Origin of the sequence: Ectothiorhodospira shaposhnikovii (genome assembly GCF_022227765.1) — a bacterium.
Classification (GTDB): Bacteria; Pseudomonadota; Gammaproteobacteria; order Ectothiorhodospirales; family Ectothiorhodospiraceae; genus Ectothiorhodospira.
In genome coordinates this window covers 1-25,897 of the sequence record NZ_JAJMLZ010000011.1, presented here as the reverse complement: position 1 = coordinate 25,897, position 25,897 = coordinate 1, and the positions used below count along the sequence as shown (strand labels likewise).

At 62.4% G+C, this 25,897-nt stretch carries 28 protein-coding genes; 4 read left to right on the top strand and 24 right to left on the bottom strand.

The annotated features are described in order from the left end of the window. Positions 1 to 4: 4 nt before the first annotated feature. The 18 genes from der to trmJ all read right to left on the bottom strand — a co-directional run bounded on the left by der (position 5) and on the right by trmJ (position 15,480). Positions 5 to 1,405, bottom strand: coding sequence for a ribosome biogenesis GTPase Der (gene der / locus LQD11_RS14170; RefSeq protein WP_238618130.1), 1,401 nt, complete (start codon positions 1,403 to 1,405; stop codon positions 5 to 7). 25 nt (positions 1,406 to 1,430) lie between these two features. After that, the gene (gene bamB / locus LQD11_RS14165) at positions 1,431 to 2,585 is read right to left on the bottom strand and encodes an outer membrane protein assembly factor BamB (protein WP_238618183.1); all 1,155 of its coding nucleotides are present in this window, start codon (positions 2,583 to 2,585) and stop codon (positions 1,431 to 1,433) included. Continuing rightward, positions 2,585 to 3,220: a YfgM family protein gene (locus tag LQD11_RS14160; RefSeq protein ID WP_238618129.1), complete on the bottom strand. Its 636-nt coding sequence runs from the start codon at positions 3,218 to 3,220 to the stop codon at positions 2,585 to 2,587. The genes bamB and LQD11_RS14160 overlap by 1 nt, the downstream gene beginning before the upstream one ends. A gap of 28 nt (positions 3,221 to 3,248) precedes the next feature. Next, positions 3,249 to 4,544: a histidine--tRNA ligase gene (gene hisS / locus LQD11_RS14155; RefSeq protein ID WP_238618127.1), complete on the bottom strand. Its 1,296-nt coding sequence runs from the start codon at positions 4,542 to 4,544 to the stop codon at positions 3,249 to 3,251. Positions 4,545 to 4,610: 66 nt separating this feature from the next. Next, entirely contained in the window at positions 4,611 to 5,573 is a 963-nt protein-coding gene (locus LQD11_RS14150) for a helix-turn-helix domain-containing protein (protein ID WP_238618126.1), read from the bottom strand. Between the two features lies 1 nt (position 5,574). Continuing rightward, positions 5,575 to 6,342, bottom strand: a complete 768-nt coding sequence (gene pilW, locus LQD11_RS14145; protein ID WP_238618125.1) for a type IV pilus biogenesis/stability protein PilW — start codon at positions 6,340 to 6,342, stop codon at positions 5,575 to 5,577. Continuing rightward, a complete protein-coding gene (gene rlmN, locus LQD11_RS14140; RefSeq protein ID WP_238618124.1) occupies positions 6,339 to 7,460 on the bottom strand; it encodes a dual-specificity RNA methyltransferase RlmN in 1,122 nt (373 codons plus the stop codon). The genes pilW and rlmN overlap by 4 nt, the downstream gene beginning before the upstream one ends. Positions 7,461 to 7,553: 93 nt before the next feature. Then, the gene (gene ndk, locus LQD11_RS14135) at positions 7,554 to 7,985 is read right to left on the bottom strand and encodes a nucleoside-diphosphate kinase (RefSeq protein WP_008933117.1); all 432 of its coding nucleotides are present in this window, start codon (positions 7,983 to 7,985) and stop codon (positions 7,554 to 7,556) included. Positions 7,986 to 8,189: 204 nt separating this feature from the next. After that, the gene (gene iscX, locus LQD11_RS14130; protein WP_238618182.1) at positions 8,190 to 8,387 is read right to left on the bottom strand and encodes a Fe-S cluster assembly protein IscX; all 198 of its coding nucleotides are present in this window, start codon (positions 8,385 to 8,387) and stop codon (positions 8,190 to 8,192) included. Positions 8,388 to 8,404: 17 nt separating this feature from the next. Then, entirely contained in the window at positions 8,405 to 8,743 is a 339-nt protein-coding gene (fdx, locus tag LQD11_RS14125) for an ISC system 2Fe-2S type ferredoxin (protein WP_040405983.1), read from the bottom strand. Positions 8,744 to 8,767: 24 nt separating this feature from the next. Further along, on the bottom strand, positions 8,768 to 10,639 hold the full coding sequence (gene hscA / locus LQD11_RS14120) for a Fe-S protein assembly chaperone HscA (RefSeq protein ID WP_238618122.1): 1,872 nt from the start codon (positions 10,637 to 10,639) through the stop codon (positions 8,768 to 8,770). A 44-nt stretch (positions 10,640 to 10,683) separates the two neighbouring features. After that, entirely contained in the window at positions 10,684 to 11,253 is a 570-nt protein-coding gene (hscB, locus tag LQD11_RS14115; RefSeq protein WP_008933113.1) for a Fe-S protein assembly co-chaperone HscB, read from the bottom strand. Further along, complete coding sequence (gene iscA, locus LQD11_RS14110) at positions 11,246 to 11,569, bottom strand: iron-sulfur cluster assembly protein IscA (RefSeq protein WP_008933112.1); 324 nt, start codon at positions 11,567 to 11,569, stop codon at positions 11,246 to 11,248. Before iscA ends, hscB begins: the two co-directional genes overlap by 8 nt. Before the next feature lie 17 nt (positions 11,570 to 11,586). Beyond that, positions 11,587 to 11,991, bottom strand: coding sequence for a Fe-S cluster assembly scaffold IscU (iscU, locus tag LQD11_RS14105; RefSeq protein ID WP_008933111.1), 405 nt, complete (start codon positions 11,989 to 11,991; stop codon positions 11,587 to 11,589). A 60-nt stretch (positions 11,992 to 12,051) separates the two neighbouring features. After that, the gene (locus LQD11_RS14100; RefSeq protein ID WP_210386930.1) at positions 12,052 to 13,299 is read right to left on the bottom strand and encodes an IscS subfamily cysteine desulfurase; all 1,248 of its coding nucleotides are present in this window, start codon (positions 13,297 to 13,299) and stop codon (positions 12,052 to 12,054) included. After that, positions 13,296 to 13,799, bottom strand: a complete 504-nt coding sequence (locus tag LQD11_RS14095) for an Rrf2 family transcriptional regulator (RefSeq protein WP_238618121.1) — start codon at positions 13,797 to 13,799, stop codon at positions 13,296 to 13,298. The genes LQD11_RS14100 and LQD11_RS14095 overlap by 4 nt, the downstream gene beginning before the upstream one ends. Positions 13,800 to 13,854: 55 nt before the next feature. Then, positions 13,855 to 14,658 (bottom strand): serine O-acetyltransferase, encoded by an 804-nt coding sequence (gene cysE / locus LQD11_RS14090; protein ID WP_238618120.1) that lies wholly within the window; start codon positions 14,656 to 14,658, stop codon positions 13,855 to 13,857. A gap of 72 nt (positions 14,659 to 14,730) precedes the next feature. Beyond that, entirely contained in the window at positions 14,731 to 15,480 is a 750-nt protein-coding gene (gene trmJ, locus LQD11_RS14085) for a tRNA (cytosine(32)/uridine(32)-2'-O)-methyltransferase TrmJ (RefSeq protein ID WP_238618119.1), read from the bottom strand. Between the two features lie 96 nt (positions 15,481 to 15,576). Here trmJ and LQD11_RS14080 point away from each other — a divergent pair, with 96 nt between their 5' ends. Continuing rightward, positions 15,577 to 16,368, top strand: coding sequence for an inositol monophosphatase family protein (locus tag LQD11_RS14080; RefSeq protein WP_238618118.1), 792 nt, complete (start codon positions 15,577 to 15,579; stop codon positions 16,366 to 16,368). 247 nt (positions 16,369 to 16,615) lie between these two features. On the opposite strand, the gene LQD11_RS14075 is transcribed toward LQD11_RS14080, so the two are convergent. Next, on the bottom strand, positions 16,616 to 17,890 hold the full coding sequence (locus tag LQD11_RS14075) for an RNA-guided endonuclease InsQ/TnpB family protein (RefSeq protein ID WP_238618117.1): 1,275 nt from the start codon (positions 17,888 to 17,890) through the stop codon (positions 16,616 to 16,618). Between LQD11_RS14075 and tnpA the strand changes: the two genes are divergently transcribed. Beyond that, positions 17,889 to 18,329 carry an IS200/IS605 family transposase gene (gene tnpA / locus LQD11_RS14070; protein WP_338081496.1) on the top strand — a complete coding sequence of 147 codons (441 nt, stop codon included), beginning with the start codon at positions 17,889 to 17,891 and terminating at the stop codon, positions 18,327 to 18,329. The genes LQD11_RS14075 and tnpA overlap by 2 nt on opposite strands. Positions 18,330 to 18,619: 290 nt before the next feature. After that, positions 18,620 to 18,919 carry a type II toxin-antitoxin system VapC family toxin gene (gene vapC, locus LQD11_RS14065; protein ID WP_238618116.1) on the top strand — a complete coding sequence of 100 codons (300 nt, stop codon included), beginning with the start codon at positions 18,620 to 18,622 and terminating at the stop codon, positions 18,917 to 18,919. A gap of 244 nt (positions 18,920 to 19,163) precedes the next feature. Here vapC and LQD11_RS14060 read toward each other — a convergent pair whose 3' ends face one another. The 3 genes from LQD11_RS14060 to LQD11_RS14050 form a co-directional block, all read right to left on the bottom strand. After that, positions 19,164 to 20,093: an Rpn family recombination-promoting nuclease/putative transposase gene (locus LQD11_RS14060; RefSeq protein ID WP_238618115.1), complete on the bottom strand. Its 930-nt coding sequence runs from the start codon at positions 20,091 to 20,093 to the stop codon at positions 19,164 to 19,166. A gap of 294 nt (positions 20,094 to 20,387) precedes the next feature. Continuing rightward, positions 20,388 to 20,684 carry a type II toxin-antitoxin system RelE/ParE family toxin gene (locus LQD11_RS14055; protein ID WP_238618114.1) on the bottom strand — a complete coding sequence of 99 codons (297 nt, stop codon included), beginning with the start codon at positions 20,682 to 20,684 and terminating at the stop codon, positions 20,388 to 20,390. Next, entirely contained in the window at positions 20,684 to 20,905 is a 222-nt protein-coding gene (locus tag LQD11_RS14050; RefSeq protein WP_238618113.1) for an addiction module protein, read from the bottom strand. Before LQD11_RS14050 ends, LQD11_RS14055 begins: the two co-directional genes overlap by 1 nt. A gap of 804 nt (positions 20,906 to 21,709) precedes the next feature. Here LQD11_RS14050 and ltrA point away from each other — a divergent pair. Continuing rightward, positions 21,710 to 22,894, top strand: a complete 1,185-nt coding sequence (gene ltrA, locus LQD11_RS14045) for a group II intron reverse transcriptase/maturase (protein WP_238618180.1) — start codon at positions 21,710 to 21,712, stop codon at positions 22,892 to 22,894. A 112-nt stretch (positions 22,895 to 23,006) separates the two neighbouring features. Here the strand turns inward: ltrA and LQD11_RS14040 are convergent, their stop codons facing one another. Then, positions 23,007 to 24,554 (bottom strand): TIR domain-containing protein, encoded by a 1,548-nt coding sequence (locus LQD11_RS14040; RefSeq protein WP_238618112.1) that lies wholly within the window; start codon positions 24,552 to 24,554, stop codon positions 23,007 to 23,009. 110 nt (positions 24,555 to 24,664) lie between these two features. After that, positions 24,665 to 25,897, bottom strand: a 1,233-nt coding sequence (locus LQD11_RS14035; RefSeq protein ID WP_238618111.1) for a hypothetical protein, incomplete at its 5' end; no start/stop codon positions are given.

Genomic DNA, 25,897 nt, shown 5'->3' with positions numbered 1-25,897 from the left:
GCCTTCATCGTCCCTTCTTTTTGATGTGCCGCATCAGGCGCTTGCGCTTGTGGATCTGGCGGGGTGTGAGGGTATTGCGCTTGCCCTCGTAAGGGTTCTCGCCGCTCTTGAACTCCAGCCGGATGGGAGTACCCACCAGTTGCAGGTGTTCGCGGAAGTGGTTGGTGAGGTAACGCTTGTAGGCCCCCGGCAGCTCGTCGGTCTGGTTGCCGTGGATGACGATCACCGGTGGATTGCGCCCCCCCTGATGGGCATAGCGCAGCTTGATCCGCCGTCCCCGCACCAAGGGCGGCTGATGCGCCACCACGGCGCTTTCCAGCAGACGGGTCAGGACACTGGTACCCATGTCCCGGAAGGCGGACTCATGGGCCCGCTGAACGGCGCCGAACAGGTCGCCGACCCCGGTGCCGTGAAGGGCGGAAATGAACCGCCGTTCGGCAAAGTCCAGGAAGGGCAGCTTGAGCAGCAGGTCGGTCTTCACCCGATCCCGCTGATCCGGGGTCAGGCCGTCCCACTTGTTGATGGCCACCACCAGCGCCCGACCGGCGTCCATCACCATTCCCAGCAGATGGGCATCCTGTTCGGCAATGCCCTCCCGGGCATCCAGCAGGAAGATCACCACATGGGCGGCGTCGATGGCCTGGATGGTCTTCACCACGCTGAACTTTTCCACCGTCTCCTTGACCCTGGAACGACGCCGCACACCGGCGGTATCGATCAGGGTATAGACCTGGCCATCCCGTTCAAAGGGCACGAAAACGCTGTCACGGGTGGTGCCGGGGATGTCCGTGGCCACCATCCGCTCCTCGCCGAGGATGCGGTTGATGAGGGTGGACTTGCCCGCGTTGGGACGCCCGACAAAGGCAATGCGAATGCCCGGCCAGCGCTCACCCTCGTCCTCGTCATCCATGGCTTCGGGCAGCAGGGATCGGACCGAAGCCATCAGAGCCTGGATACCACGACCATGAGAAGCGGCAATGGAACGAGGTTCGCCCAAACCCAGGCGGTGAAATTCGACGGTGACCGCCTGCGGGTCCACGCCGTCGGTCTTGTTGACCACCAGCACGATCGGCTTGTTGAAGCCTCTCAACTCCTGGGCAATGGTCTCGTCCGCGCCGCACAGGCCGGCGCGGCCATCCACCAGAAACATCACCAGATCCGCTTCACGGATGGCCTGGCGAGTCTGCTGAGCCATCAGTGTATCCAGGGTATCGCTCTCGCCGCTGAGACCGCCGGTATCCACCACCATGTAGCCGTAGCCGCCGACGCGACCGGTGCCGTACTGACGGTCACGGGTGAGTCCGGGCAGGTCCGCCACCAGGGCGTCGCGGGAACGGGTGAGCTGATTGAAAAGGGTGGATTTTCCCACATTGGGGCGCCCTACCAGGGCAATGACGGGCTTCATTGGGACATACCGATGTTATGAAAAATTAAGAATCATCCCGGGAACGCAGGGTGACGGCACTCAGGTTGCCCCCCCGCCCCAGGACGTAGACGACACCGGCACGCACCTGGGGTACCCCCATGATGCCGTTACGGTCGGTACGGATGCGGCCCTCCAGGGTACCGTCCTCGGGGGCCAGCCAGTGCAGGTAGCCCTCGTAATCACCCACCACCACATGGCTGTCCACCGGCACCGGCAGGGTCACCCCCCGCAGCCGCAGAAGATCCTGCTGCCAGAGGGTGGCGCCGTTGCGGCGGTCCAGGGCCCAGACATGGCCAAAGGCATCGGTGAGCAGCAACAGGTCGCCCGCCACCGTGACACCGCGATAGGAGGACAGATCCCGCTGCCAAAGGGTACGTCCATCGGCCACGCTGAAGGCGGCCACCCGGCCCTGATAGGCCGCGCCGTAAACCACCCCGCCGGCCAGGTCCAGCTCGCCGTCCACATCCACCATGCGTTCCAGTTCGGAACGACCGCTGGGGATGGCCAGGGCCGTTTCCCAGATCACGTTACCGCGGGCCAGACCGAACATGGCGAGCCGACCATTGTCGAATCCCGCCAGGACACGCCCGGACAGCATCAAGGGGGTACCGGCTCCCCGCAGGCTCAAGGCCGGGGTACTGCGTCCCGCCAGCCAGCGCGGTTCGCCGGTCAGGACATCCAGAGCATGGAGGCGGCCGTCGTTGGTCCGCACGACCACCAGCCCCTGTTCCACCTCGGACACGGCCATGACCTCGCTGGAAAGCATCCGGCGCCACAGTTCCTGGCCATCCTCCGGGCTCAGGGCGATGGCCTCCCCGCGCCCGGTGCCCACCACCACCACCTGGCTGCCGCCGTTGACCCCGCCGGTGACGGGTACCCGCAGGTTCGTCCGCCACAGGCTGGCGCCGTCTTCCAGATTCCAGGCGGAAACCCGCCCGTCGGCATCGGCAACGATAATGCGATCCCGGCCCAGGTAGGGGGAAAGCTGGAGATAGGACTTGCCCGCGCCGGAGCCGGTATTGCGGCTCCACAACACCCGGGGCGTCACCTCCGCTTCGATCCGGGGCAATGGCGCGGGCGGTTCCGCGGTATCCCGGCTCCACAGCCCGCAGCCGCTGACCAAGGTGGTGACGAGCAGTACGGCCAGCAGTCGCGGCATCATGAACCAGTCACCTCGACCGGGGTGTTGAGCGCATCCCGCTTCATCTGCAGATAGTCGGAAAGTCCACCCGAAATCAGCATGGCGCGGTCATAGGCGGCCCGGGCCCGGGCATGATCCCCAAGGGCGCGATGGGCATCCCCCCGCAGCTCTTCCACCAGGGCCAGGAAACCTTCGGGCACCGGATCCTCCAGCAGTTTCAGGGCATCCTGGGCACGGCCGTCGACAATCAGGACCCGAGCCAGACGGGTCCGTGCCACCTGAACCATTTCCGGAGTGCGGGCCTGGGCCATGGCCCAGCGCAGACGCCCTTCCGCCAGCACCAGGTCATCCCGCTCCACCGCCAGCCGTGCCAGCTCCAGGGCCGCCAGGGCCGCATAGGGTGTCTTGCGATAGCCTTCCATCAGGGTCGTGCCATGGTCGTGGGCGATCTCGCTGCCCTGCCGGGCGGCGGACACCATGGCCATGTAGATCTCCGAGGCATCCACGGCGCGAGACTCCACATGGCCCGTCCACAGACGCCAGCCCACGACACCGCCGAGGCCCACCACCAGACCCAGGATCACGGCGGTACCGTTCTCCTTCCACCATCGCTTGATGGCCTCGACGCGTTCCTCGTCGGTCGCGTAGGACATGGATCATTCTCCTTAAGATTGTGCGGATTCAGAAATCGATGTGGCCCGACAGCCCCAGCAGTTCGGGGAGACGTTCACTCAGGTCGGTCATGGAGACCGTGACCTGGGGACGCTCCGGGTCGCGCAACGGTTTGACGGACACCTGTCCGGCCGCCAGTTCCGCCTCACCCAGGATCAGCGCCACCGCCGCGCCGCTGCGATCGGCACGCTTGAGCTGGGCCTTGATACTGCCGCCGCCGCAATTGACCAGCAACCGAAGCTCCGGAACGGCCGAGCGCAAGGCCTCGGCCAGGGCCATGCCCGCCGTCACGGTCTCCTCCCCCGCCAGGACCAGATACGCCTGGGGCGGCGCGGCCCGAGGCAGGCCGCCATCGTCTTCCAGCAGGCTGAGCAGACGTTCCACGCCCATGGCAAAGCCGGCCGCCGGCGTGGCCCGACCGCCGAGCTGGGACACCAGACCATCATAGCGGCCACCGGCGCAGACCGTACCCTGGGCGCCCAGGGCATCGGTGATCCACTCGAACACGGTCCGGCCGTAGTAGTCCAGACCGCGAACCAGACGGGGATTGATGGTGAATTCGACGCCGGCCCGGGTCAGGATGGCCTGCAGGGTCTCGAAGTGGGTTCTTGAAGCCTCGTCCAGATGGTCCAGCAGGCTCGGGGCCGCCTGGATCAGCGGCCGCAGGTCCGGATTCTTGCTGTCCAGAATGCGCAGGGGGTTGGTGTGTAGCCGCTGGCGGGATTCCTCGTCCAACTGGTCCTGATGGGCCTGGAAATAGGCCACCAGGTGCTCGCGATAGGCGGCGCGGGCCTCCGCGGATCCCAGGCTGTTCAGCTCCAGGCGCACCTGCCGAAGCCCGAGGGATTGCCACATGCGCGCGGTCATAAGGATCAGTTCGGCATCGATGTCGGGGCCTTCCATGCCGAAGGCTTCAACACCGATCTGATGAAACTGGCGGTAGCGGCCCTTCTGGGGCCGCTCGTGACGGAACATGGGACCCATGTACCAGAGTCGCTGCTGCTGATTGTGCAACAGCCCATGCTCCACTCCGGCCCGGACACAACCCGCCGTACCCTCGGGACGCAGGGTCAGGCTGTCGCCGTTGCGATCCTCGAAGGTGTACATCTCCTTGGAGACGATATCCGTCACCTCGCCGATGGAACGGGCGAACAGGTCCGTGCTCTCCACGATGGGAAGGCGGATCTCCTGATAGCCGTAACTGCTCAAGGTATCCCGAATGCGGGATTCCAGCCACTGCCAGGCGCCTGTGTACTCGGGCAGGATGTCGTGCATCCCCCGGATGGATCTAATCTGCCTGCTCATCAATCTCGGATCTGTGTCAAACGGTCGGAACGGCGGCGCGGATGACGCCGACGGCGGACGACGCTATCAGCGCCGCCCCACGGTGAAACGGGCGGTGTTGTCGGCCCGGGTATCTCCGGACATGTCCATGGACTGACCATTGAAGGTCAGACGAACCCCCGGGGCGTTACCCAGGAATACCCGGATGGGCACGGCCCCCTCGATGCGACGCTCGGACCCCTTGCGCATCAGACCCACCAGAAGCCGATTCCCTCCCGCATCGGTGATCTCCACCCAGGAGTCTTCCTCGAAGCGCAATACCAGGCGCCCCTGCCCCGCCGGTGGCGGCGGCTCGGTGGCGACGGGCGCAGTCACGGCTTCGGGCGCAGGCGCTGCCGGCGCCGCCTGGGTTGCGGCGGGCGGCGCCAGAGGCGGTTCCGGGGTTGCCGGGGCGGGGGCGCCGGACTCGACGACCGGGGACTCCGAATCCGGCGCTTCCAGGGTCGGTACGATCCGGGCGGGAAGCGACGGAACCGAGGGCTCGGCGCTTACCGGCGCGGTTGCCTCGCCACCGGCCTCCGGTTGCGCCGGATCACGGAACAGGTCGCCGGAGAACAGGAACAGGCCGAGGATCAATGCCGCCAGCAGCACCACCCCGATGATGATGACCCAGGGGCCCGCGCCACCCGAAGCGGCGGGAGCCGCGGCCGCCGTGGTGCGCGCCGTGCTCCTGTCGTCGCCGGAGGCGAGCGAGGGCGCGATCTCCAGTCGCTCCCGAAGGGCGCCGGTGGCCTGCTCCAGGGCGCTGATCATGGGCTCCGCATCCACTTCCAGGATCTTGGCGCAGCCGCGCAGATAGCCCCGCACATAAGGCGGTTCGGGCAGTTGTTCGAAACGATCCTCTTCCAGGGCTTCCAGGGTTCGCAGCGGCAGATGCAGGCGCGCCGCCAGATCCTCCCGAGCCATGCGGGCCTGCTCGCGGGCGGCCCGCAGCAACGTACCCGGCGAAGCCGCCGCGGGCGAGTGCGTACCCCAGTCTTCTTGTTGCATTCTATCTTCTGCCACGGGATTCGGTTTCCAGCAATCGTGTGGTCTGTTCTGAGTCCGGGAAATCGTTCTTCAAGCGCAGGGCGCAGACCCCGGAGGCATCCCGGTTGCCCAATTCCAGTTCGGCCCGATAGCAGATCCAGAGGGTCTCCGGGGTGTGGGGCATCTGTTCCGTCAGGCGCTGCAGATAGGCACGGGTCTGAAGATAGCGTCCGCGCTCGAAAGTCAGGCGCATCATCTCATACAAGGCGGGGACATGGCGCGGATTGCTTTCCAGCGCCCGCCGGAAATAGCGCTCCGCCTGCTCCTCGTCCGGCTTTTTCAGGATGCAGATGCCCGCGTTGGTCCAGGCCACCTCGGGCGTGGCGTAAAGAGGATTGTCCGCCGCGGCGCGAAACGCCCGATCGGCCTCGTCCAGGCGATCCTGCCGGCACAGGAAGGTCCCGTAGTTGTTCTGTACCAAGGCATTCCCCGGTTCAAGATCCAGGGCGCGCCGGAAGTGACGATCCGCCAGCCGGGGATCACGCAGCCGCTCCTGCAGCAGGGCGTAGGCGGCGTGAACCTGGGCGGACCCGGGATCCTGGGACAGGGCACGATCCAGATTGCCCTTGGCCTGCTCCAGTTGATTGTTGCGCATGTAGTGCAGACCCAGTTCCATGTTCACCTGGGCGGCACGCTGTTCACGCTCCTGGACCTGGGGCGTGACGGCGCAACCGGCCAGCAACAGGCCGGTACAGAGCATCAGACCGGGCAGAACAAGGGTCGGCTTCATGGTGGCGCGGCTCCCGGCGGGTTCTCCAACGCGGCAAAGCGCATCACACGGCGACTCCGGTCTTCCACCCATCCCACCAGCTGACCGCAGGCGGCGTCGATGTCGTCGCCGCGGGGACGGCGCGTGATGGTGGTGTAACCGGCCTGCACCAGGATGTCCCGGAACCGGTCGATGGCGGCACCGCTGGAGCGGCGGTAACGGCTTTCCGGAAAGGGATTGAAAGGGATCAGATTGACCTTGCAGGGCACGTCCCGCAACAGGGCCGCCAGTTCCCGGGCCTGGGCCTGGCTGTCGTTGATCCCGTCGAGCAGGACATATTCCACCGTGACCCGGCTGTGATGACCCCCGTTGCCCACATAACGACGGCAGGCCGCCAGCACGTCGGCGATGGGGTACTTGCGGTTCAGGGGCACCAATTGGTCGCGCAGGGCGTCATTGGGCGCATGCAGGCTCAGGGCCAGGGCCACCTGCAGACCGGTCTCGCGCAGCCGGTCCAGGGCCGGCACCACGCCGGCGGTGCTGAGGGTGACACGGCGCTTGCTCAGGCCGTAGGCGTTGTCCTCCAGCATCAGGGACATGGCCGCCACCACGGGTTCGAAATTGAGCAGGGGTTCGCCCATGCCCATAAGCACCACGTTGCTCACCACCCGGCTCTGCCCCTCTTCCGGTTGCAGATGGCCGCGGGCGGCATGGAGCTGGCCGATGATCTCGGCGGCGGTCAGGTTGCGGTTGAAACCCTGACGGGCGGTGGAACAGAAGCTGCAGTCCAGGGCGCAGCCCACCTGGGAGGACACGCACAGGGTGCCGCGACCTTCCTCGGGAATGAACACGGTCTCGATGCAATTGCCGTCGTCCAGCCGCAGCAACCACTTGTGGGTGCCGTCGCGGGCGGCCTGGGTCATGACGATTTCGGGGGCACGGACCTCGGCATGTTCGGACAGCCAGGCCCGCAGACCCTTGGTCAGGTCCGTCATGGCGGCGAAATCAGTGATGCCCCGCTGGTGGATCCACTTGAGCACCTGCACGGCACGGAAGGGCTTTTCGCCGTGAGCGACGAAGAACCCGGCCAGTTCCTCCCGCGTCATGCCCATCAGATTGGTCTTGGTACTTTCATTCATGGATCTGTCCACCGGCGGTGGCCGGAAAAGCTGTGGGGCAAGCCCCTGCCGGGGGCGGGCAAACCCGCCCCCGGTTCGGCGTGACGCCGTCCGTCAGCGGGTGCGCTGGCAGAGTTCTTCGGGCTTGAAGAAGAAAGCGATTTCCTGGGCGGCGGTGTCGGCGCCATCGGAGCCGTGCACGGCGTTCTCGTCGATGCTGTCGGCGAAATCGGCGCGGATGGTGCCGGGGGCGGCATCCTTGGGATTGGTGGCACCCATCAGTTCACGGTTCTTGGCAACGGCGTCTTCGCCTTCCAGAACCTGCACCATCACCGGACCGCTGATCATGAAGCTCACCAGATCATTGAAGAAGGGGCGCTCCTTGTGCACGGCATAGAAGCCTTCCGCCTGTTCGCGGCTGAGCTGGATCATGCGGGCGGCAACGATGCGCAGGCCGGCCTTCTCGAAGCGGCTGTAGATCTCGCCGATCACGTTCTTGGCGACGGCATCGGGCTTGATGATGGAAATGGTGCGTTCAACAGCCATGGAATGGAACTCCGATATGGGATATGGAAGTGCAAGATTGCAACGCAGGCCGTCATGACCTGCGTCAAGGGAAGAAGATTGCATCGTGATGCAGAGGGGGAATGTTACCTTGCGGGGCGGGTGACAGACAATGACCCGGCACCGAAGGCGGCATGGACAAGCCCGGCTCCGGAAGGAAAAACCGATCGCGGGAGAACGGCGACCCTAGCCGTCGTACTCCTCCATCCAGGCCAGTTGCACGGCCTCCAGGATGCGCTCGCCGCAACGCTCCGGATCATCCTCGAAATCCGGCAGGGCCATGATCCAGTTGCGCAGGTCGACGAAATTCACCTGGGTCGGATTCACGTCCGGATGGGCCTCCTGCAGGGCCAGGGCGATGTCCAGACTATCGGTCCATTTCAAGCTCATGGGGCAGCCTCCTAGTGATGCTCGGACACCTGATTGATGGTGTAACGGGGAATCTCCACCACCAGATCCCGATCCCCCACGCGGGCCTGACAGGAGAGGCGCGAATCCGGCTCCAGGCCCCAGGCCCGGTCCAGCAGGTCTTCCTCGTCCTCGGTGGCCTCATCGAGGCTGTCCAGTCCCTCCCGCACATAGACATGGCAGGTGGTGCAGGCACAGGACTTCTCGCAGGCATGCTCGATCTCAATGCCGTTGGCCAGGGCGGCATCGCAGATGGAGGTCCCGGACTCCACCTCGACGGCAGCCCCCTCGGGACAGATCTCCTCGTGGGGAAGAAAGATGATTTGCGGCATGTGGTCGTTCACTCCCAGCTGGGTTTATTCGAATTCCTCGACACGATGGCCGGACATGGCCTTGCGGACGCTCTCGTTCATGCGCCGGGCGACGAAGGATTCGCCGGCCTTCTCCACCTCGGCAATGGCCCGGCGGATGGCCTCGTGATCCTCTCCCCGGCGCGCCTCCAGCAATGTGCGACTGGCCGCGCGGATGCCCTCCAGCTCGTCCGGATCCAGCAGATGCCCATCGGCGGCCAGGGCCGATTCCAGGGCTTCCAGGACCCGGTCCGCCTCCACCTGTTGTTCCCGCAGGCGACGGGCCTGCATGTCCTCGGCGGCATGGCTGCGGGAATCGGTGAGCATGGACTCGATCTCGCCGTCGGTGAGACCGTAGGACGGCTTCACCTCGATGCCGGCCTGTACCCCGCTGACCATTTCCCGGGCCGTCACGTTGAGCAGGCCATCCGCATCCACCTGGTAGGTCACTCGCACCCGGGCGGCCCCCGCCACCATGGGCGGAATCCCGGACAGGGTGAAACGGGCCAGGGAACGGTTGTGGTCCACCAGATCCCGCTCGCCCTGAACCACATGCAGGGCCATGGCCGTCTGACCATCCTTGAAGGTGGTGAATTCCTGGGCGCGGGCCACGGGGATGGTGGTATTGCGGGGGATCAGATGCTCCACCAGGCCGCCCATGGTCTCGATGCCCAGGGACAGGGGAATCACGTCCAGCAGCAGCATCTCGTCGCCGGGCTTGTTACCGGCCAGGATGTCCGCCTGCAGGGCGGCCCCCACGGCCACCACCTTGTCCGGATCGATGTCCACCCGGGGTTCGCGGCCGAAGAACTCCCCGACCCGCTCCCGCACCCTCGGCACCCGGGTGGAACCGCCCACCATGACCACGTCGGTGATCTCCTCGCGGCTCACCCCGGCATCCCGCATCGCCCGCCGACAGGCGGACAGGGCCTTGCTGATCAGGGGGTCGATGAGACAGTTCATCTGGTGGCAGGTCATGCAGCCGGTCCAGTATTCGGAGTCCGAGCGGGCCACCCGCAGCTGGGCCTCGTCACGATCGGTGAGGGCTTCCTTGACGGCGCAGGCGTCCAGGATGAGCTGGCGCATGCGGTGATGCCCCGCGTCGCCCTCGATGCCCGCCTCCTGCATCATCCAGGCGGCGATGGCGCGGTCAAAATCGTCCCCTCCCAGAGCACTGTCGCCGCCGGTGGCCAGGACCTCGAACACTCCTTTGTGCAGGCGCAGGATGGAGATGTCGAACGTCCCCCCACCCAGATCGAACACGGCGATCAGGCCTTCATGGCCCTGATCCAGGCCATAGGCGATGGCGGCGGCGGTGGGCTCGTTCAACAGACGATACACGTTCAGGCCGGCCAGGCGGGCGGCATCCTTGGTGGCCTGGCGCTGGGCATCGTCGAAATAGGCGGGCACGGTGATCACGGCCCCGTCCAGATCCCCACCCAGGGAGGCTTCTGCCCGCCCACGCAGGGCCTTGAGGATCTCGGCGGAGACCTCCACCGGGGTCACCTCCCCGGCCTGGGTACGGATGCGGGGCACGCCGCCCTCGCCCGGCGCGAAATCGTAGGGAACATGCCCGGCCAGGGTCTTGAGATCGGCCACGCCGCGCCCCATCAGGCGCTTGACCGAAGACAGGGTGTTGAGGGGGTCCAGGGCGGCCAGGCGCCGGGCCTCATGCCCCACCAGCACCCGGCCCTCGGTACCGTAATGCACCACCGAAGGCAGCAGGTGAAGGCCGGCCTCGTCGGGCAGGGTTTCGGCCACCCCGTTGCGCACGGTCGCCACCAGGGAATTGGTGGTCCCCAGGTCGATCCCCACCGCGAGACGTCGCTGATGGGGGTCCGGCGACATGCCGGGTTCGGAGATCTGCAATAGCGCCATGGCAAGTTGAATCCGTCTTGATGGTTTCTGGGGGATACCCCGGTTCAGGGCAGGTCGTCTTCCAGACGCTCGCGGATACGCTCCAGCTCCTCACGCAGACGATTGAAGAACCGCAGCTTGAGGACCTGCTCCCGGGCCTGTTCCAGGTCATCGGCGGCCCAGGCGGCCTCGAAGGCCCTGATCAGGGCATCGTGACGATCATCGATGTCCGCCGCCGCCCGATCCAGGGCGGCAAAGGGATCGGCGGCATCCGGCACCGCTTCCAGGGTCTCGCGGAGCGCCATCTGGTCCATGAGAAAGTCGGGATCGGTGGCGGTGGCCCGGTCGTCATCCACCGCCACGCCCCGCAGACCGAGCAGGTAGCGTGCCCGCCGGGTGTCGTCCCGAAGGGTGGCATAAGCCTCGTTCACATGGGACGCCCCCTGCACCGCCAGACGGCGCTGTGCCTCCGGCGCCTTGGCAAAGCGGTCAGGGTGCAGTTCGGTCTGCAAGGTGCGATAGGCCCGGGACAAGGCCTCCCGATCGATGCGAAACTGCCTCGGCAGGCCCAGCAGGGCAAAGTAATCCCGCCCGAAATCCAGCAACGGACCGCTGGACGCCCCCGGCTCAGACATTGAAGCTCTCTCCGCAACCGCAGCGGGAGTTCTCGTTGGGGTTCTTGAACCGGAACCCTTCGTTAAGGCCTTCACGGGTGTAATCCAGCTCGGTGCCGTCCAGATAGACCAGGCTGCGGGGGTTGATCACCACCTTCACGCCCTTGTCTTCGAAGACGGTATCACCCTCGTCCAGTTCGTCCACGAACTCCATGATGTAAGCCATGCCGGAGCACCCGGTGGTCTTCACGCCCAGGCGCAGGCCGATGCCCTTGCCCCGCTTTTCCATGAAGTTGCGCACCCGGTCGGCGGCGGTGTCGGTCAATGTGATGGCCATGACTCTTGCTCTCCTTATCAGGCGGTTTCAGCGTCGATCGCGCCGCCGGATTTCTTGCGATAGTCGGCAATGGCGGCCTTGATGGCATCCTCGGCCAGCACCGAGCAATGGATCTTCACCGGCGGCAGGGCCAGTTCCTCGGCGATCTCGGTGTTCTTGATGGCCGCGGCCTCCTCCAGGGTCTTGCCCTTGACCCACTCGGTCAACAGGCTGGAACTGGCAATGGCGGAACCGCAGCCATAGGTCTTGAACATGGCCTCCTCGATGACCCCGGCGTCGTTGACGCGGATCTGCAGCTTCATCACATCCCCGCAGGCCGGGGCGCCCACCATGCCGGTCCCCACCTGGGGGTCCGCCTTGTCCAGGGAACCCACGTTGCGGGGATTTTCATAGTGGTCAATGACTTTGTCGCTGTAGGCCATTTCCGGTTACCTCTCCAAATAAAATGTCTTCACGCCCCGCGGGGCAGGCACTGCGCGGGATCAATGGGCGACCCACGCCACCGATTTCAGATCCACGCCTTCCTGATACATCTCCCAGAGCGGCGAGAGTTCGCGCAACTTCTGTACCGCCCCGCGGACCAGGGCGATGGTGCGATCAATGTCTTCCTGGGTGGTATAGCGCCCGACGGAGAAACGAATGGAACTGTGGGCCAGTTCGTCGTCGCGGCCCAGGGCACGCAACACATAGGAAGGTTCCAGGCTGGCACTGGTGCAGGCGGAGCCGGAGGACACGGCGATATCCTTGAGCGCCATGATCAGGCTCTCGCCCTCGACGAAATTGAAGGAGACATTGAGGCTGCCCGCCACCCGGCGCTCGGCATCGCCGTTGAGATAGACTTCCTCCATGTCCGACAGGCCGGCCCAGAGACGGTCGCGCAACAGGCGCAGACGCTGGTTTTCCTGGGCCATCTCCTCCCGAGCGATACGAAAAGCCTCGCCCATGCCGACGATCTGGTGGGGCGCAAGGGTACCGGAGCGCATGCCCCGCTCATGGCCGCCGCCGTGCATCTGGGCCTCGATCCGCACCCGGGGCTTGCGACGCACATAAAGGGCGCCCACGCCCTTGGGGCCGTAGCTCTTGTGGGCGGAGAAGCTCATGAGGTCAACGGGGAGCCTGGCCAGATCGATGTCCACCTTGCCGGTGGACTGGGCCGCATCCACGTGATAGAGGATGCCGCGGGCACGGGTGAGATTGCCGATGGCCTCGATGTCCTGGATCACGCCGATCTCGTTGTTCACGTGCATCACGGACACCAGCACGGTGTCGTCACGCAGGGCGGCCTCCAGCCGGCCCAGGTCGAGCAGGCCATTGGGCTCCGGGTCCAGGTAGGTCACCTCAAAGCCTTCCCGCTCCAACTGGCGACAGGTGTCCAGGACGGCCTTGTGCTCCGTCTTCATGGTGACGATATGGCGTCCCTTCTTCTGGTAGAAATGGGCCGCGCCCTTGATGGCCAGGTTGTCCGCCTCGGTGGCGCCGCTGGTCCAGACGATCTCCCGGGGGTCGGCGCCCACCAGGGCAGCCACCTGCTCGCGGGCTTCCTCCACCGCCTTTTCCGCCTCCCAGCCGAAGGGATGGGAACGGGAGGCAGGGTTGCCGAACAGGCCGTCGATGGTGAGATGGCGGGCCATCTTTTCCGCCACCCGTTCATCCACCGGGGTGGTGGCGGCATAGTCCAGATAGATGGGTCGGTTGTTCTCGCTCACGGCTTCACTCCTGGGCCTGTTCATTCCACGGACTGGGACGCAAGCCCGGCGCCGGCGCCACTGCGGCTACCGGAAGGCTGGCGTGACATGATGCTGTCCTGACGGGCGGCCACTTCCTGAACGCCGTTGCGGCGCATGACATCGGCCAGGGTGATGTTGGCCAGGAAATTGTGGATCTGGGCGCTCAGATCGGACCACAGATCATGGGTGAGACAGCGATGGCTGTCCTGGCAGTCCACGGTGCCGCCGCAGCGGGTGGTATCCACTTTCTCGTCCACCGCCGAAATGACATCGGCAATGGCCAGTTCATTCGCCGGTCTGCTCAGGGTATAGCCCCCGCCGGGACCGCGGGTACTGACCACGAGACCGCGCTTTCTCAGGCGCGCAAAAAGTTGTTCCAGATAGGATAGTGAGATACCCTGTCGGCCCGAGATATCCGCCAGGGAGATCGGTCCCTGGTCGTTGTGGATCGCCAGATCCAGCATTGCCGTCACGGCATAGCGCCCCTTCGTTGTCAGTCTCATTGCCTCTCTCCCGTATGATCCGTCCGGGTATGCTAACAATACCTTATCTTTTTGGTCAAGTATTAACGCCCCGCCGTGACTCGGCACTGTCCTGCCCCTGAGCGGACGGGCCGGCCAAATCCCCCAGTTCATCCGCCTGGATCTCCTGAATGTGGGAGTCATCCACCTGCGCCCCCAGGGCCTTGAGGGCATGGCAGTTCTCGTCCATGCGCTGATCCAGGGTATGCAGATGATCCAGGATGCGGGTAATGGCCGTGGCCACCGGGTCCGGCATGTCCTGGGTGGTGCCGTAGGCATCGAACCCCATCTTCAGGGCCATGTCCTCCCGGCGTCGGTCCTCGTCACTTCTGGGCGTGATGATGCGCCCGGGAATACCGACCACCGTGGCCCCGGGGGGCACGTCCCGCAGCACCACCGCGTTGGAACCGACCCGGGCCCCCTCGCCGATGCGGATGGGGCCGAGGATCTTGGCCCCCGCCCCCACCACCACGTTGTTCTCCAGGGTGGGATGACGCTTGCCCTTGCCCCACGAGGTGCCGCCGAGGGTCACGCCGTGGTAGAGGGTGCAGTCGTCACCGATCTCGGCGGTCTCGCCGATCACCACCCCCATGCCGTGGTCAATGAAGAAACGTCGGCCGATGGTGGCCCCCGGGTGAATCTCGATTCCGGTCAGCCAGCGCCCCAAAAAGGCCAGATAGCGGGCCAGCCAGCACAGGCGCAGGCGCCACAGCCCATGGCTCAGGCGGTGCAGCAGCAGGGCATGCAGCCCCGGATAGGTGGTGAGCACTTCGAAGGTATGCCGGGCGGCCGGGTCCCGGTCGAAGACACAGCGAATATCGTCGCGCAGGCGTTGGAACATGAAGGGTCCTGATGGCCGGCCCGCGGAAACACGGCCGGCATGGGTCTTTTTGGGGCCATTGTACCCCGATCTTCAGGGCTTGCCAGAGTGTTTCGGTGGGCCTTTGGCCGCCTGGGTCAGGATGCCCCGCAGGATGTTCACCTCGTTGATGGTGGGATCGGCCTTGGCAAACAGGCGCCGCAACCGCCGCATCAGGTGCCTGGGGTTGTCCGGATCCAGAAACTCCAGCAACAACAGCGTCTCCTCCAGATGGGCATAAAGCCGCTCCAGCTCTTCATGACTGGCGGGCAGTTCCCCACCGGTGGGCGCCGGTGCCGATGCGGGGGCATGGGCCAGGGCGGCCATGCGCAGCTCGTAACTGAGCACCTGCACGGCGGCCGCCAGATTCAGGGAGCTGTATTCCGGGTTGGAAGGGATATGGATCAGGGCCTGGCAGCGATCCAGTTCCTCATTGGTCAGCCCCGTCCGCTCTCGCCCGAACAGCACGGCCACCGGCCCCGTCGGGACGGCTTCGAGCAGTCTGGCCGCCGCCTGTCTGGGGTCCAGTTCGGGCCAGCGCAGGGTGCGCTGGCGGGCACTGGTACCCAGCACCAGGCGACAACCCGCCAGCGCCTCGTCCAGATCATCCACCACCTGGGCACCGGCCAGCAGGTCATCGGCCCCGGAAGCCCGGGCCGTGGCCTCGGCACTGGGATAATCCTGGGGGGCCACCAGCCGAAGGTCCGACAGGCCCATGTTCTTCATGGCCCGGGCCACCCCGCCCACATTGCCCGGATGGGAGGTATTGACGAGCACGATCCGGACCGGATTCAGTAATTCCATGGGTTCAGTTATCATCTATGGCTACGTATCTTCTTTGATCTCCCCGCGGCCTGCACGGTCGCGGTCCTGTTTCCCAGCCCATCCCGGAAGTCTTCCATGCATCCCTTGCTCAATATCGCCGTCAAGGCGGCCCGCGCCGCGGGACAGGTCATCGTACGCCATGCGGATCGGCTCGATACCGTCACCATCCAGGACAAGCAACCCAACGACTTCGTGACCGAAGTGGATCGCATGGCGGAACGGGAGATTATACGCGTGATCCACCGGGCCTACCCCGGTCACGCCATCCTGGCGGAAGAAAGCGGCACCCAGGGCAGCCACGAGGAATTCCAGTGGGTGATCGACCCCCTGGACGGCACCACCAACTACCTCCACGGCATCCCCCAATACGCGGTCTCCATCGCCCTCAAGCAGAAGGGACGCCTGGAACACGGGGTGGTCTACGATCCGGTCAAGGAAGAACTGTTCGCCGCCAGCCGCGGCGCCGGTGCCACCCTCAACAATCGACGCATTCGCGTGACCCAGCCCCGGGACATGACCGGCGTCCTGCTGGGCACCGGCATCCCCTTCCGGGAAGACCAGAACCTGGACTACTACCTGCGCACCCTGAGCGCCCTGCTGCCGGGCACCGCCGGCGTGCGTCGCGCCGGGGCGGCTTCACTGGATCTGGCCTATGTGGCCGCCGGTCGACTGGATGGTTTCTGGGAAATCGGCCTGCACGAGTGGGACATGGCGGCCGGCGTACTGATGGTACAGGAGGCCGGCGGCCTGGTGAGCGACCTCAAGGGCGGCCCCGACTATCTGGCCACCGGCAACGTGGTGGCCGCCGGCCCCAAGGTGTTCAAGGGCATGCTGCAGCGGCTCAATCCGGTAGTGAACCGGGCGTGAAATTGCACGGGTTTATCGGCCGAGAAGCCCGTTCCTCGAATACCCCCCGATCTTCCTGATCCTCGGTCAATTCCATACCAGGACTTCCAAATGGCTCGATACGCCGCGCTTTGCGCGGCGTGCTATCGCTGTCACTCTCGCGCCCGGCTTTCATCACCCGAAAAACCGATCCAGTGCAGGAAGGATTGATGCTGCGCAGGATGATAGCGGCGTTCGAACTCGCTATGAACTACTCCCGCCAAGCCTTTCAGGCTATGGCGTGAGTTTCGCGCTTCACGGGGCGTGCCGGATCATCCGGGGATGATTCGGTCTTACCGCCCTCCACGCATCGGCCAGGTTCCCGACCGGATAACTGCTGCTTGGCCCAGTTCATCAAGACCCGAGCGGCGTTTTCGTCCCGCGAGCAGGACGCGCCACAGGGGCACTCATGACGCCGCTGACCGAGCGACTTCTTCTCCTGCCGCCCGCAGGCGTGGCAGGTCTGCGAGGGCTTGAGATGCCGCGTCGGAGCCTCCATCGCCCAGGTCCCAGCCTCTTCCGCTTTGTACCCGAGCAATTGATGGAAGGCCCCGCCAGCGGCATCGAGGATGCTGCGGTTCAAGCCCTTTTTGTACTGACCGCCCGAAGCGGTCATGGTGCGGATGTTCAGTGCCTCCAGGCCCAGGACAGCGAATTGCCCAACAAGCCGCGCTGTCGTCTGATGCTGAAAATCGTGGCGCTGGTTCGCCACCTTGCGGTGGAGGCGACGCAAATGCTCGTATGCCCTCTGGAGACGGTTGGAAACGGGAAACCGGCGCGTCTTCCCGGACGCTTTCCTGGCCTCCTCCTCCTTGCGGGAAATATCGCGCTGGACCCGGCGGATTTCGTCCAGTGTCCTGGCCAGGTAGCGCGGGTTATCGATGGTCTCGGTCCCTGCTGGCGTGGCCACGGTGGCGAAGGTTTCCAGCCCCCAATCCAGACCGCCCAGTGTGTCGCCGCGTTGACGCGCAGGCTCGCAGTTCAGCGTCACCGATGCGTACCAGCGCCCGTTGCGACAAAACAGCTCGCAGGTCTTCGGCGTGCCTGGGGTGCGGGGTTTGCCCCGGATGGCAACCTTGCCGATTCCACTGAGCCTCAGCGTCCCGTGCTTCATCCGCTCGTTGGTCATCAGACGCCAGCCGTCACCGTGGGTCTTATAGCCCCAACCCTTGAAACGGTGCAGCGGCTTGAAGCGGGGAAAACCGGGCGTTTCGCCGTTTTTGATACGGCGAAAGAAGTGCTGGAACGCCAGATCCAGACGCTTGAGGGTGACCTGTTCGGACTGGGCGTTGATATCGCGCAGGAGCTTCGATTGGGTGCGCCACTCGGTCAGCCGCTTGCACTGGGCCGAGAAGCCCAACGACTCCTGCCGCTCGCTCCAAGCCTGGCGTCGTTCGGCCAGCGCCTCGTTCCACAACAGGCAGTGGACCCAGCGTTGGTGCTCCAAGGCGGCAAGCTGGGCCGCCGTGGGGTAAAGCCGATATGTGACTTTGCGCTGGACCATGCTGAAAGTATACTTGGTTATTATGGACTCGCAACCGCCAAAACGGCTCTACCATTGCACATATCGGCTCCAGTATCATTTGGTTATCGTCACCAAGTACCGGCGCAAGTGCATCACGAGACCAATGCTTTTTCGCCTGGAAGAAATCGTCCGTGCTACCACCAAAAGGTGGGAAGGCGAGGTTCTGGAGTTCAACGGCGAACCGGATCATGTGCATCTGCTCCTGGAGCTGACGCCGCGCACCGCGCCATCTGCGTTCGTGAATAATCTCAAGACCGTCACCTCGCGACTGATCCGCAAGGAGTACGGGGAACACATACGGCGCTACTACTGGCACAAGCCGGTGTTCTGGTCTCGCAGCTACTGCATCATCAGCGTCGGCGGTGCGCCGCTCTCGGTCCTGAAGCAATACATCGAACAGCAGGAAGCACCGGAGTGATGGCGCTACGCGCCATGCGCCGCTTCACCACCCCCTAAGCCGCTGAGCGGCTATAGGCGGAGCACTGCGGCGCTATTTGGTAGAACAAGGGCTTAAGCTTCTGGTGCGACGTAGCCAGCAGCAGGAAATTCGCAAGCTCCGGGGTCGAATCAAGTGGGAAGGCGACCTCGACGAAATGCGAGGCGGCAAATAATATTGGTCGATACCAGTGTCTGGATCGACTACCTTAACGGCGCTCAGAGCCGGCATACCGATGCTCTTTAGCTGCTATTGTTGAGGGCGTCGTTGCCATGGGGGATTTGATATTTCTGGAAATTCTTCAGGGAATCCGGGACGACCGGGAATACCGCACGACCAAACAAAGCCTAATGACGCTGGACCCGCTTGAAATGTTTGGAAAAGACATGCCCGAGAAGTGCGCAGAGAATTACCGAGCACTGCGCAAAAAAGGAATAACTATCCGAAAAACTACGGACGTGATTATTGCGACCTACTGCATTAAGCAGAAGTTGCCCTTGCTTTTCACTGACCGCGATTTCATTCCTTTTGCTGATCATCTCGGCTTGGTCTCAGCGCTGCCGGAAACGTAACGCCTCAATAACCGAGGCTACAACGGAGCGGAGCGTAGTGTAAGCCGTCCAGCGCCGCAGACGCGAAGTTGACTGACAGTTGACATCCTCCCCTCCCTCTCGCTGACGCTCGCCGGGACCGAAAGCGGCGGCAAAGCGCCTGAACGAACTGCAGACCCGTCATGGGGACCGCTTCGAGACGGCACCCGGGCTAGAGAAGGTGCCGGAGGAGGATGGCAGTGCTTCACCAGCACGGCCATTTCCTTCAGTGGGATCGGTCTGACCTCAGCACTTTCACCTCGTCCAGGGGCAGGCCCGTGGTCTGGGCGATCTGCTCGTCTGTGAGCAGATCCAGCTTGAGCAGGTTGATGGCCGCCAGACGCTGGCCTTCCTGACGCCCCTTCTGTCGCTCCTTCTCCGCCCACGTCTGAAGATTTTCCGCCAGCATCGCATTGTCCTCCACCAAACTGTTGATCTGTTCCAGCGCCTGCTCCGCCTCGGCACCCAGCCGCCTGAGGTGACGCTTGAGCCAACGGGTGATCACCTCGTCCAGCCGGGCCTTCTCCGGGTGTGCCCGGATGCGCGCCGCCAGCCGTTTCACCGCGCCCTGCAGGGCCTCCACGTCCTTCGACGCCTTCTCCACCTCGAAAATCCCGCTCAGCGGCGTATCCCGCTCCGCCAGCTCGTCCTCGGTGAAGGCCGATTCGTTCACCAGATAGTAGCGCAGGTGAGGCTGATAGACCCGCAGGAAAACCGGCGGTTCCGGCCGGATCATCCGGTAAATGTCCGCCTTCGCCGTCCAGCGCTTCGAGCCGTTGTACAGTACCACCGGAAAGATCGGCGGCATCCCCTTGCGGGCCGTCGTGACCTTCGTCTTGATCAGGTGGTCGTAGAAGCAGGCCACGTAATGCAACATCCGGATCGGCAGGCGATGATCCACCGTGGACTGGAATTCCAGCAGCAGGTACACGAATACCCGCTGCCTGATGCCCTCCCAGTTCACTTCCACCGACCAGACCTTGTCTTCGAATTTTTCATTGAACAGCGGCGTGATGTAGTTGCCACTGTGGTCCGTCAGGGTGGAGAAATCCATCATCCCCGACACTTCCGGCGGGGCAAACCCCTCGATCAGCTGGCGAACCAGCTCCGGGTAGCTGAACAGTTCCTTGTAGCCCGTGTCGTGGTGGTTGACCATGCGGCGTCCTGGGTGGAGATCAGTCCGTAGTGTGCCATAGCCCCGGCTTGGCCGGTCCTCCGCCGAGGGATAACCTGTCGCGGAGGACAAGGCGATCCTGGTACGCCGTCATCAACAATTCCAAAGAGCCCGACAGCTTCGCCCGGAGCGCTGGAGTGGAAAGACTCGTAACTGGTCGCATGTCGATACCGTCACCATGAATCCTGAGCGCGTTGCTCAAGATCAGCCACTGAAAATGGCTGCATAACTGATGTGCTCTCAGGCGACAACTTCATTGACAGCCGCCGTTCGGCATTACTTTCGATGGGCCCAGTAGTACGGCTCGCGATGGAGGTGCATTACCGCCAGGATCACCAATTCGTTGCCGCTTACGTCGTGATGGTAAATGACTCCATACGGGAATCGGCGGACAAGACACCGGCGAATGCCTTCTTCAATAAAAGGCCACATATTGGGATGTTCTGAGGTTCGCTCTATCGCCGCATATACCTCGGCCGCGAATTGGTACCCAAGTGTCGTTTCTCGCTCCTCGTAATAATCAATTGCGAGTCGAAACTCCTCCCGAGCTTCTGGATGGAACGAGAACCTCATCACGAGAACCGCTTCCAGATCTCTTCAAAGACCTCCTCTCCAGGTACCGGCTTGATCGTACCTGAACGGATCTCATCCAACCGTCGCTTGGCTACTTCCGCCCACTTCTTGTCGATTTCCGACTCCGGTGGATTCAGGCTCTTGAGCACCGAGTCGGCTACCCGCGCACGCTCCTCCACAGGTAGTGATTCGATTTCTCGCAACAAGTCTTCTGTTTTCATGGCACCTACTCCACAGAGAACTCTAATAAGTTTACTGCTTTTCTGGCTTTGCACCTGACCGCCCTTCTACTTGCCGAACGCCCGAGCACAGCGGCACGAACGAAGTGAGTGTCCGGTGCCGCAGGCACGAACTGCTACGACTTGTGTACGCCCGGCATGGGCATGAACTGATGGGGTGAAAGTCCCCTGTAGGAGTACCTGTGATGTCCACACTGTGGACCAACGTAACTACTAGCCGACGGCAAGGGCGGCCCCGTGAGGGTCTGTCTGGAGGAAGCCCGAGCGCAAAAGTGCGAGCCGACGGACAGAAACCGCATAGAAGGCTCAGTCCCCGGGCGAGTCAGCACAAGGTGACAAAGCCCATCAGGTGCAGGGGATAGGGTAAATGCGGCGGTTGTGCACTGAAAGTTCATGTCCTTATCCGGGGAGATCTGTTCCGCATGCGGCCCGTGCCGCCATGGGAGTCGAACTGAGGCCCAGTCCGAAAGGACTGGATACGCCATCGAACCCTACCATGGCTGTGGTCGCCATGGGAGCCGGACTGAGGGCCAGCCCGAAAGGACTGGGCATCCCACCGGACCCTACCGCGACCCGGGCAGCGCGTCCAACGGCAACGTTCGACGTGACGGAGCAGAGGTCAGCCGAGGCCATAGTCATCGCACGCCCGTGGACGGGCCTCGCGGTGAAGGGCCGAACATGAGAAGACAAGGCGGAGCCGTGGATTGCTCGCACGCGTCGTCGAACCCGTCCGGGGGAGACGCGTCGCGGCGTGATACCACGCAGCCAGCCTTGCACGACGACCTGATGGAGCGGGTGCTGGCAAGCGAGAACATGCGACAGGCATGGAAGCGGGTGAAAGCCAACAGGGGCGCCCCCGGTGTCGATGGGATGCACATCGAGGACTTCCCTGAGTTCGCGCGTTCGAACCTTCCGGTCATCCGCCAAGCCTTGCGTGATGGCACCTACCGGCCACAACCGGTGCGACGAGTGACCCTTCCCAAACCCGATGGGGGCGAGCGACTGCTTGGCATCCCGACGGTGACGGATCGGGTCATTCAACAGGCCATGGCGCAAGCTCTGGGGCCGATCTTCGATCCAGGATTCTCGGATTCGAGTTTCGGCTTCCGACCCGGACGCTCCGCCCATGGAGCACTGAGACGGATACAAACCCATATCACTGATGGCTACCGCATCGCCGTCGACCTTGACCTGGCGAAGTTCTTCGACACGGTCCAGCACGACATCCTGATGGCCCGAGTGGGCCGCAAGGTGCGCGATAAACGGCTGCTGGCGTTGATCGGCGAGTATCTGCGGGCGGGTGTGCGGGTCGGGGATACTCTTGAGGCAACGGTGATCGGGACACCCCAGGGTGGTCCCCTGTCGCCCTTGCTGGCCAATATCCTTCTGGATGACCTGGACAAGGAACTGGAAGCGCGAGGGCATCGGTTCGTCCGGTATGCGGACGACCTGCTGATCCTCGTGCGGAGCCACCGCGCCGGGGAACGAGTCATGGCGAGCGTGTCTCGCTTCCTGACCGGCACCCTCAAGCTGGTGGTCAATCCGCACAAGAGCCGCGTGGTCAGGACCAACGACTGCCAATTCCTGGGATTCACCTTCCGGGGAACCAAGCTGCGATGGTCCGAGCGCGCCTATCAGGACTTCCGTCACCGGCTGCGAAAGCTCACCGGCCGGAGCTGGGGCGTGTCCATGGATCACCGGCTCAAGACGCTGACGGAATATGTCCGTGGTTGGATGGGCTACTTCGGCATCTCGGACTACTATCGGCCCATTCCCGAGCTGGACCACTGGCTGCGACGACGTATCCGCATGTGCTACTGGAAACAGTGGCGCGGGGTGCGAAACCGTATCCGCCACCTGCTGGCCCTGGGAACGCCAAAACGCGCCGCCATCTGGACAGGCATGAGCTCCAAAAGCTACTGGCACCTGTCCCGATCCCTCGGCACCCAGACCGGGATGACCAATGACTAGCTGCAATGCCAAGGCTTGATCAGCATCCGCGATCAATGGATGAAGGCGCATGGTTATACCTGAAATCGTCGTGTGCTCCCTTCTTATGAACCGCCTAGTGCGGACCCGCATGCTAGGTGGTGTGGGGAGGGCGGGCTAAACACCTGCCCTTACCCGATTCGGCATCATTTGCGTGCCGCGCTCGAATCTCCCGACACTTGCCAACTAACAACTCAGCAAGCTCCTGTACCTGTTCCCCGAAGTCTCTTTCTCGATTCCACCCATAGTGTCCCACCTTTGCCGCGTCATCAAACACCCCGACGGGTGCTGTGTTTAGAACGATTGGGATAACTTCACCCGAGCTGAAACGGCTCTTGAACTGATTAGACTCAAATTTAGTCCATATTCTCTTTGGATAGTCTGGCCCCAATATACAGATTACGAGTGCTGCATCAGAGGCGTAGATCGGCCCGAGGTACTCTTCGACGTCCTCTGCCAATATCCGATGCTGCTCATTTTTATCATAAAATACTTCAAGTTCACGCTCCGATAGCTCGTTAAAGATCGCTTCTGCGATATCCCGGTCGGAGCCTGCGAACGACAATGCGAAATCGTATTGCGATGGAAATTCTATAGATATATATCCAATCTCCTGGGCAAATCTGGACCACGAGAGATTTCTAATGTAGAAAACGAACTGGGGATCCTGCACTACTAAGGTCGCATTAGTTGAATCATAATGAATAACGCTCTGAATATCCTTGGACGCGGCGACCAACTCTTGCAAGAATCCCTTAGTTGCCACTTGAGAAACGCTGCCCCTTTGCTGTGGGTGGCGATCGGCCTCGCGGTGAACGTTAATTGACCAAGAGTTGCTCAGGCTTACCCAGTAGAGCAGGTGAAGATAGGGCGCACGCCCTTCACGGCGCAGTTTGGAACCACGGGCGAATGCCATCGCAGTATCGTGAAAGGTCCGCGACAAAGCTTCCATTACATGATTCTTCACCGCCTCATAGCTTTCGGCAGTAGTGGACCTTTCGGCCTGCTCCTCGAAAATATTGCTCCTTAAACAAGTGTGATATGCAAGCATCTGCGCAATGTAGAAACTTCCCTGCGCAGCTTTGGAGATCTCGTCAACGATGTTGATATCCACATTCAACGCTGCCTCTCCTTGGCGAAGCAACTGTTCGATCTTAAACTGAGGATTGGCTTCAAAGGGGATAACTTCAATCCGATTCGCTAAATCCTTGCCAAAGGCAAGCAATGATTGGCCAGCATTCGTTATTCCTAGCACTACTAACTTGCTATGCGCCGCACTTTCGTCAGCCAGAGTCTTCATCAGATCGGCAATCGATCTTTTTGCACCGTCAGATAAGCGGTGAAAGTCATCAATCAGAACGGTGCCGAGTGGTAGCTGATTTGGCAGATCCTTGATGAACGCGACGTCATCGGACTTCCGACCGGACAATAAAATTATCTTTTCATCCAGTCCGGCTTCTGAAATGGCTTTCATCACTGCCGTAGTCTTACCAATGCCGGAAGGACCCTCGACGACGATGCTTCGGCCAGCCGTTCGCAGCGCAACCAACAGGCGCGGATACTCGACAGGCTGGACAAACGTATGCTCCGGAACGCCCGAAAGGACGAAGACCTCTTGGAGCTGATTGGGTTGCGTTTCCATTTACATTTCCTATGACGCCGAACGCAAAGCTTTGCGGCAATTTTGGAGCCGCTGTGCGGCGGAAAAGTTGTCCGACAACAGCGTTTTGTTGGGCGGCAACAGCACAGGGCTTATCTCCCTGGCAGGGGGAGGTGTTTACCACAGTGTCCTATGACCACACGTTTTGAGCCCTGGTCGACCTCAAAATGCACACGTATCGTCGCTGTTGGGTCGTCGGCCACGCCAACCTTCAGATGTTTCAGCATTTCGATTTCTTGCCCATCAAAGTCGAATTTTCGGTAGGCAGAATATTGTTTGTTATTAGTAACTGTCTCGGATTCTCTTGCGGAAAATTCATTATTAGTGAATGTCGAGCGTGCTGCTGTGTCGCCTCCTTGCATGTAGGCAGGCAGATACTCAGTCACGAGCCTGTTAAGCATGTCCAAGAGTCGCCGGTTCTGTGCAAACGAGCTAACCTCCGCTGCACTTTCAATCGCAGTCGGCAGGACTACCAGGCGCCGCGGATATACCTTAGCTAACAGGTTTAAGCTTTCCTCCGGCGTTGGCCCTTTGGAATCTGCAGCAAGGCCGATTAGTTCGTTGACGACTTCCTCGTCTTCTTCCAAATCCACGGGAGCATCGCTTCTCTGGCTATTAATATACGCGGTTTGCTTAATATGCTTTTCCAAATCTTGAATTTTTTCTTCACTTTCTAGCAGAGTAAACTCTAAGCTCTCTTTTTGCTGTTGTTCTTGATCTAGCTCAGCACTGAGCCGGGACAGCTCTTCATATACCATCCCTAACTCATCTCGCAGCGCATCATCAGGCTTTTCTGCCAGCTCAGCGATACGCCTTTCCAGCCTAAGTTTGGCCGAAAGGTTTCTTACACCCTCTGGCCTGATTCGATTTCGCTGTCTTGGAATATTGGTATTGTGACTAACTCGCCCTAAAATCAGGCACTCTTTCTTGTGTGACGTGTCCAAATCGACGGGAATATCCCGAGGCAGAATTCGGTGAGTAAAAACTCTGCCGTCTCGGTGCGGCACGCGAATAATATTAATTGCGCCAGCCCATGCAGAATATTCACGCCCAAGGATATCCGCCATGTCATAGCTGTTAAATCTCTGGGCAACACCTACAACCTGCGCCAACCCAAACAACATGTTTTGCAGTCGCTGGGGCTCTACCGTGTACTTTCCCTCGTTATCGGGACTAACTAGCACAAGAGGATAGTTTCGAGAGGAATTATTAATGTCGGCTAAAAGGCCGCGGTAAGAATCAATGTCGTCGCCGACCCACTTTACGGCCGAGCCAATGCTGCCAGGTGAAAACTGAACATTCGGTTCATCTTGTACATTCGAGAA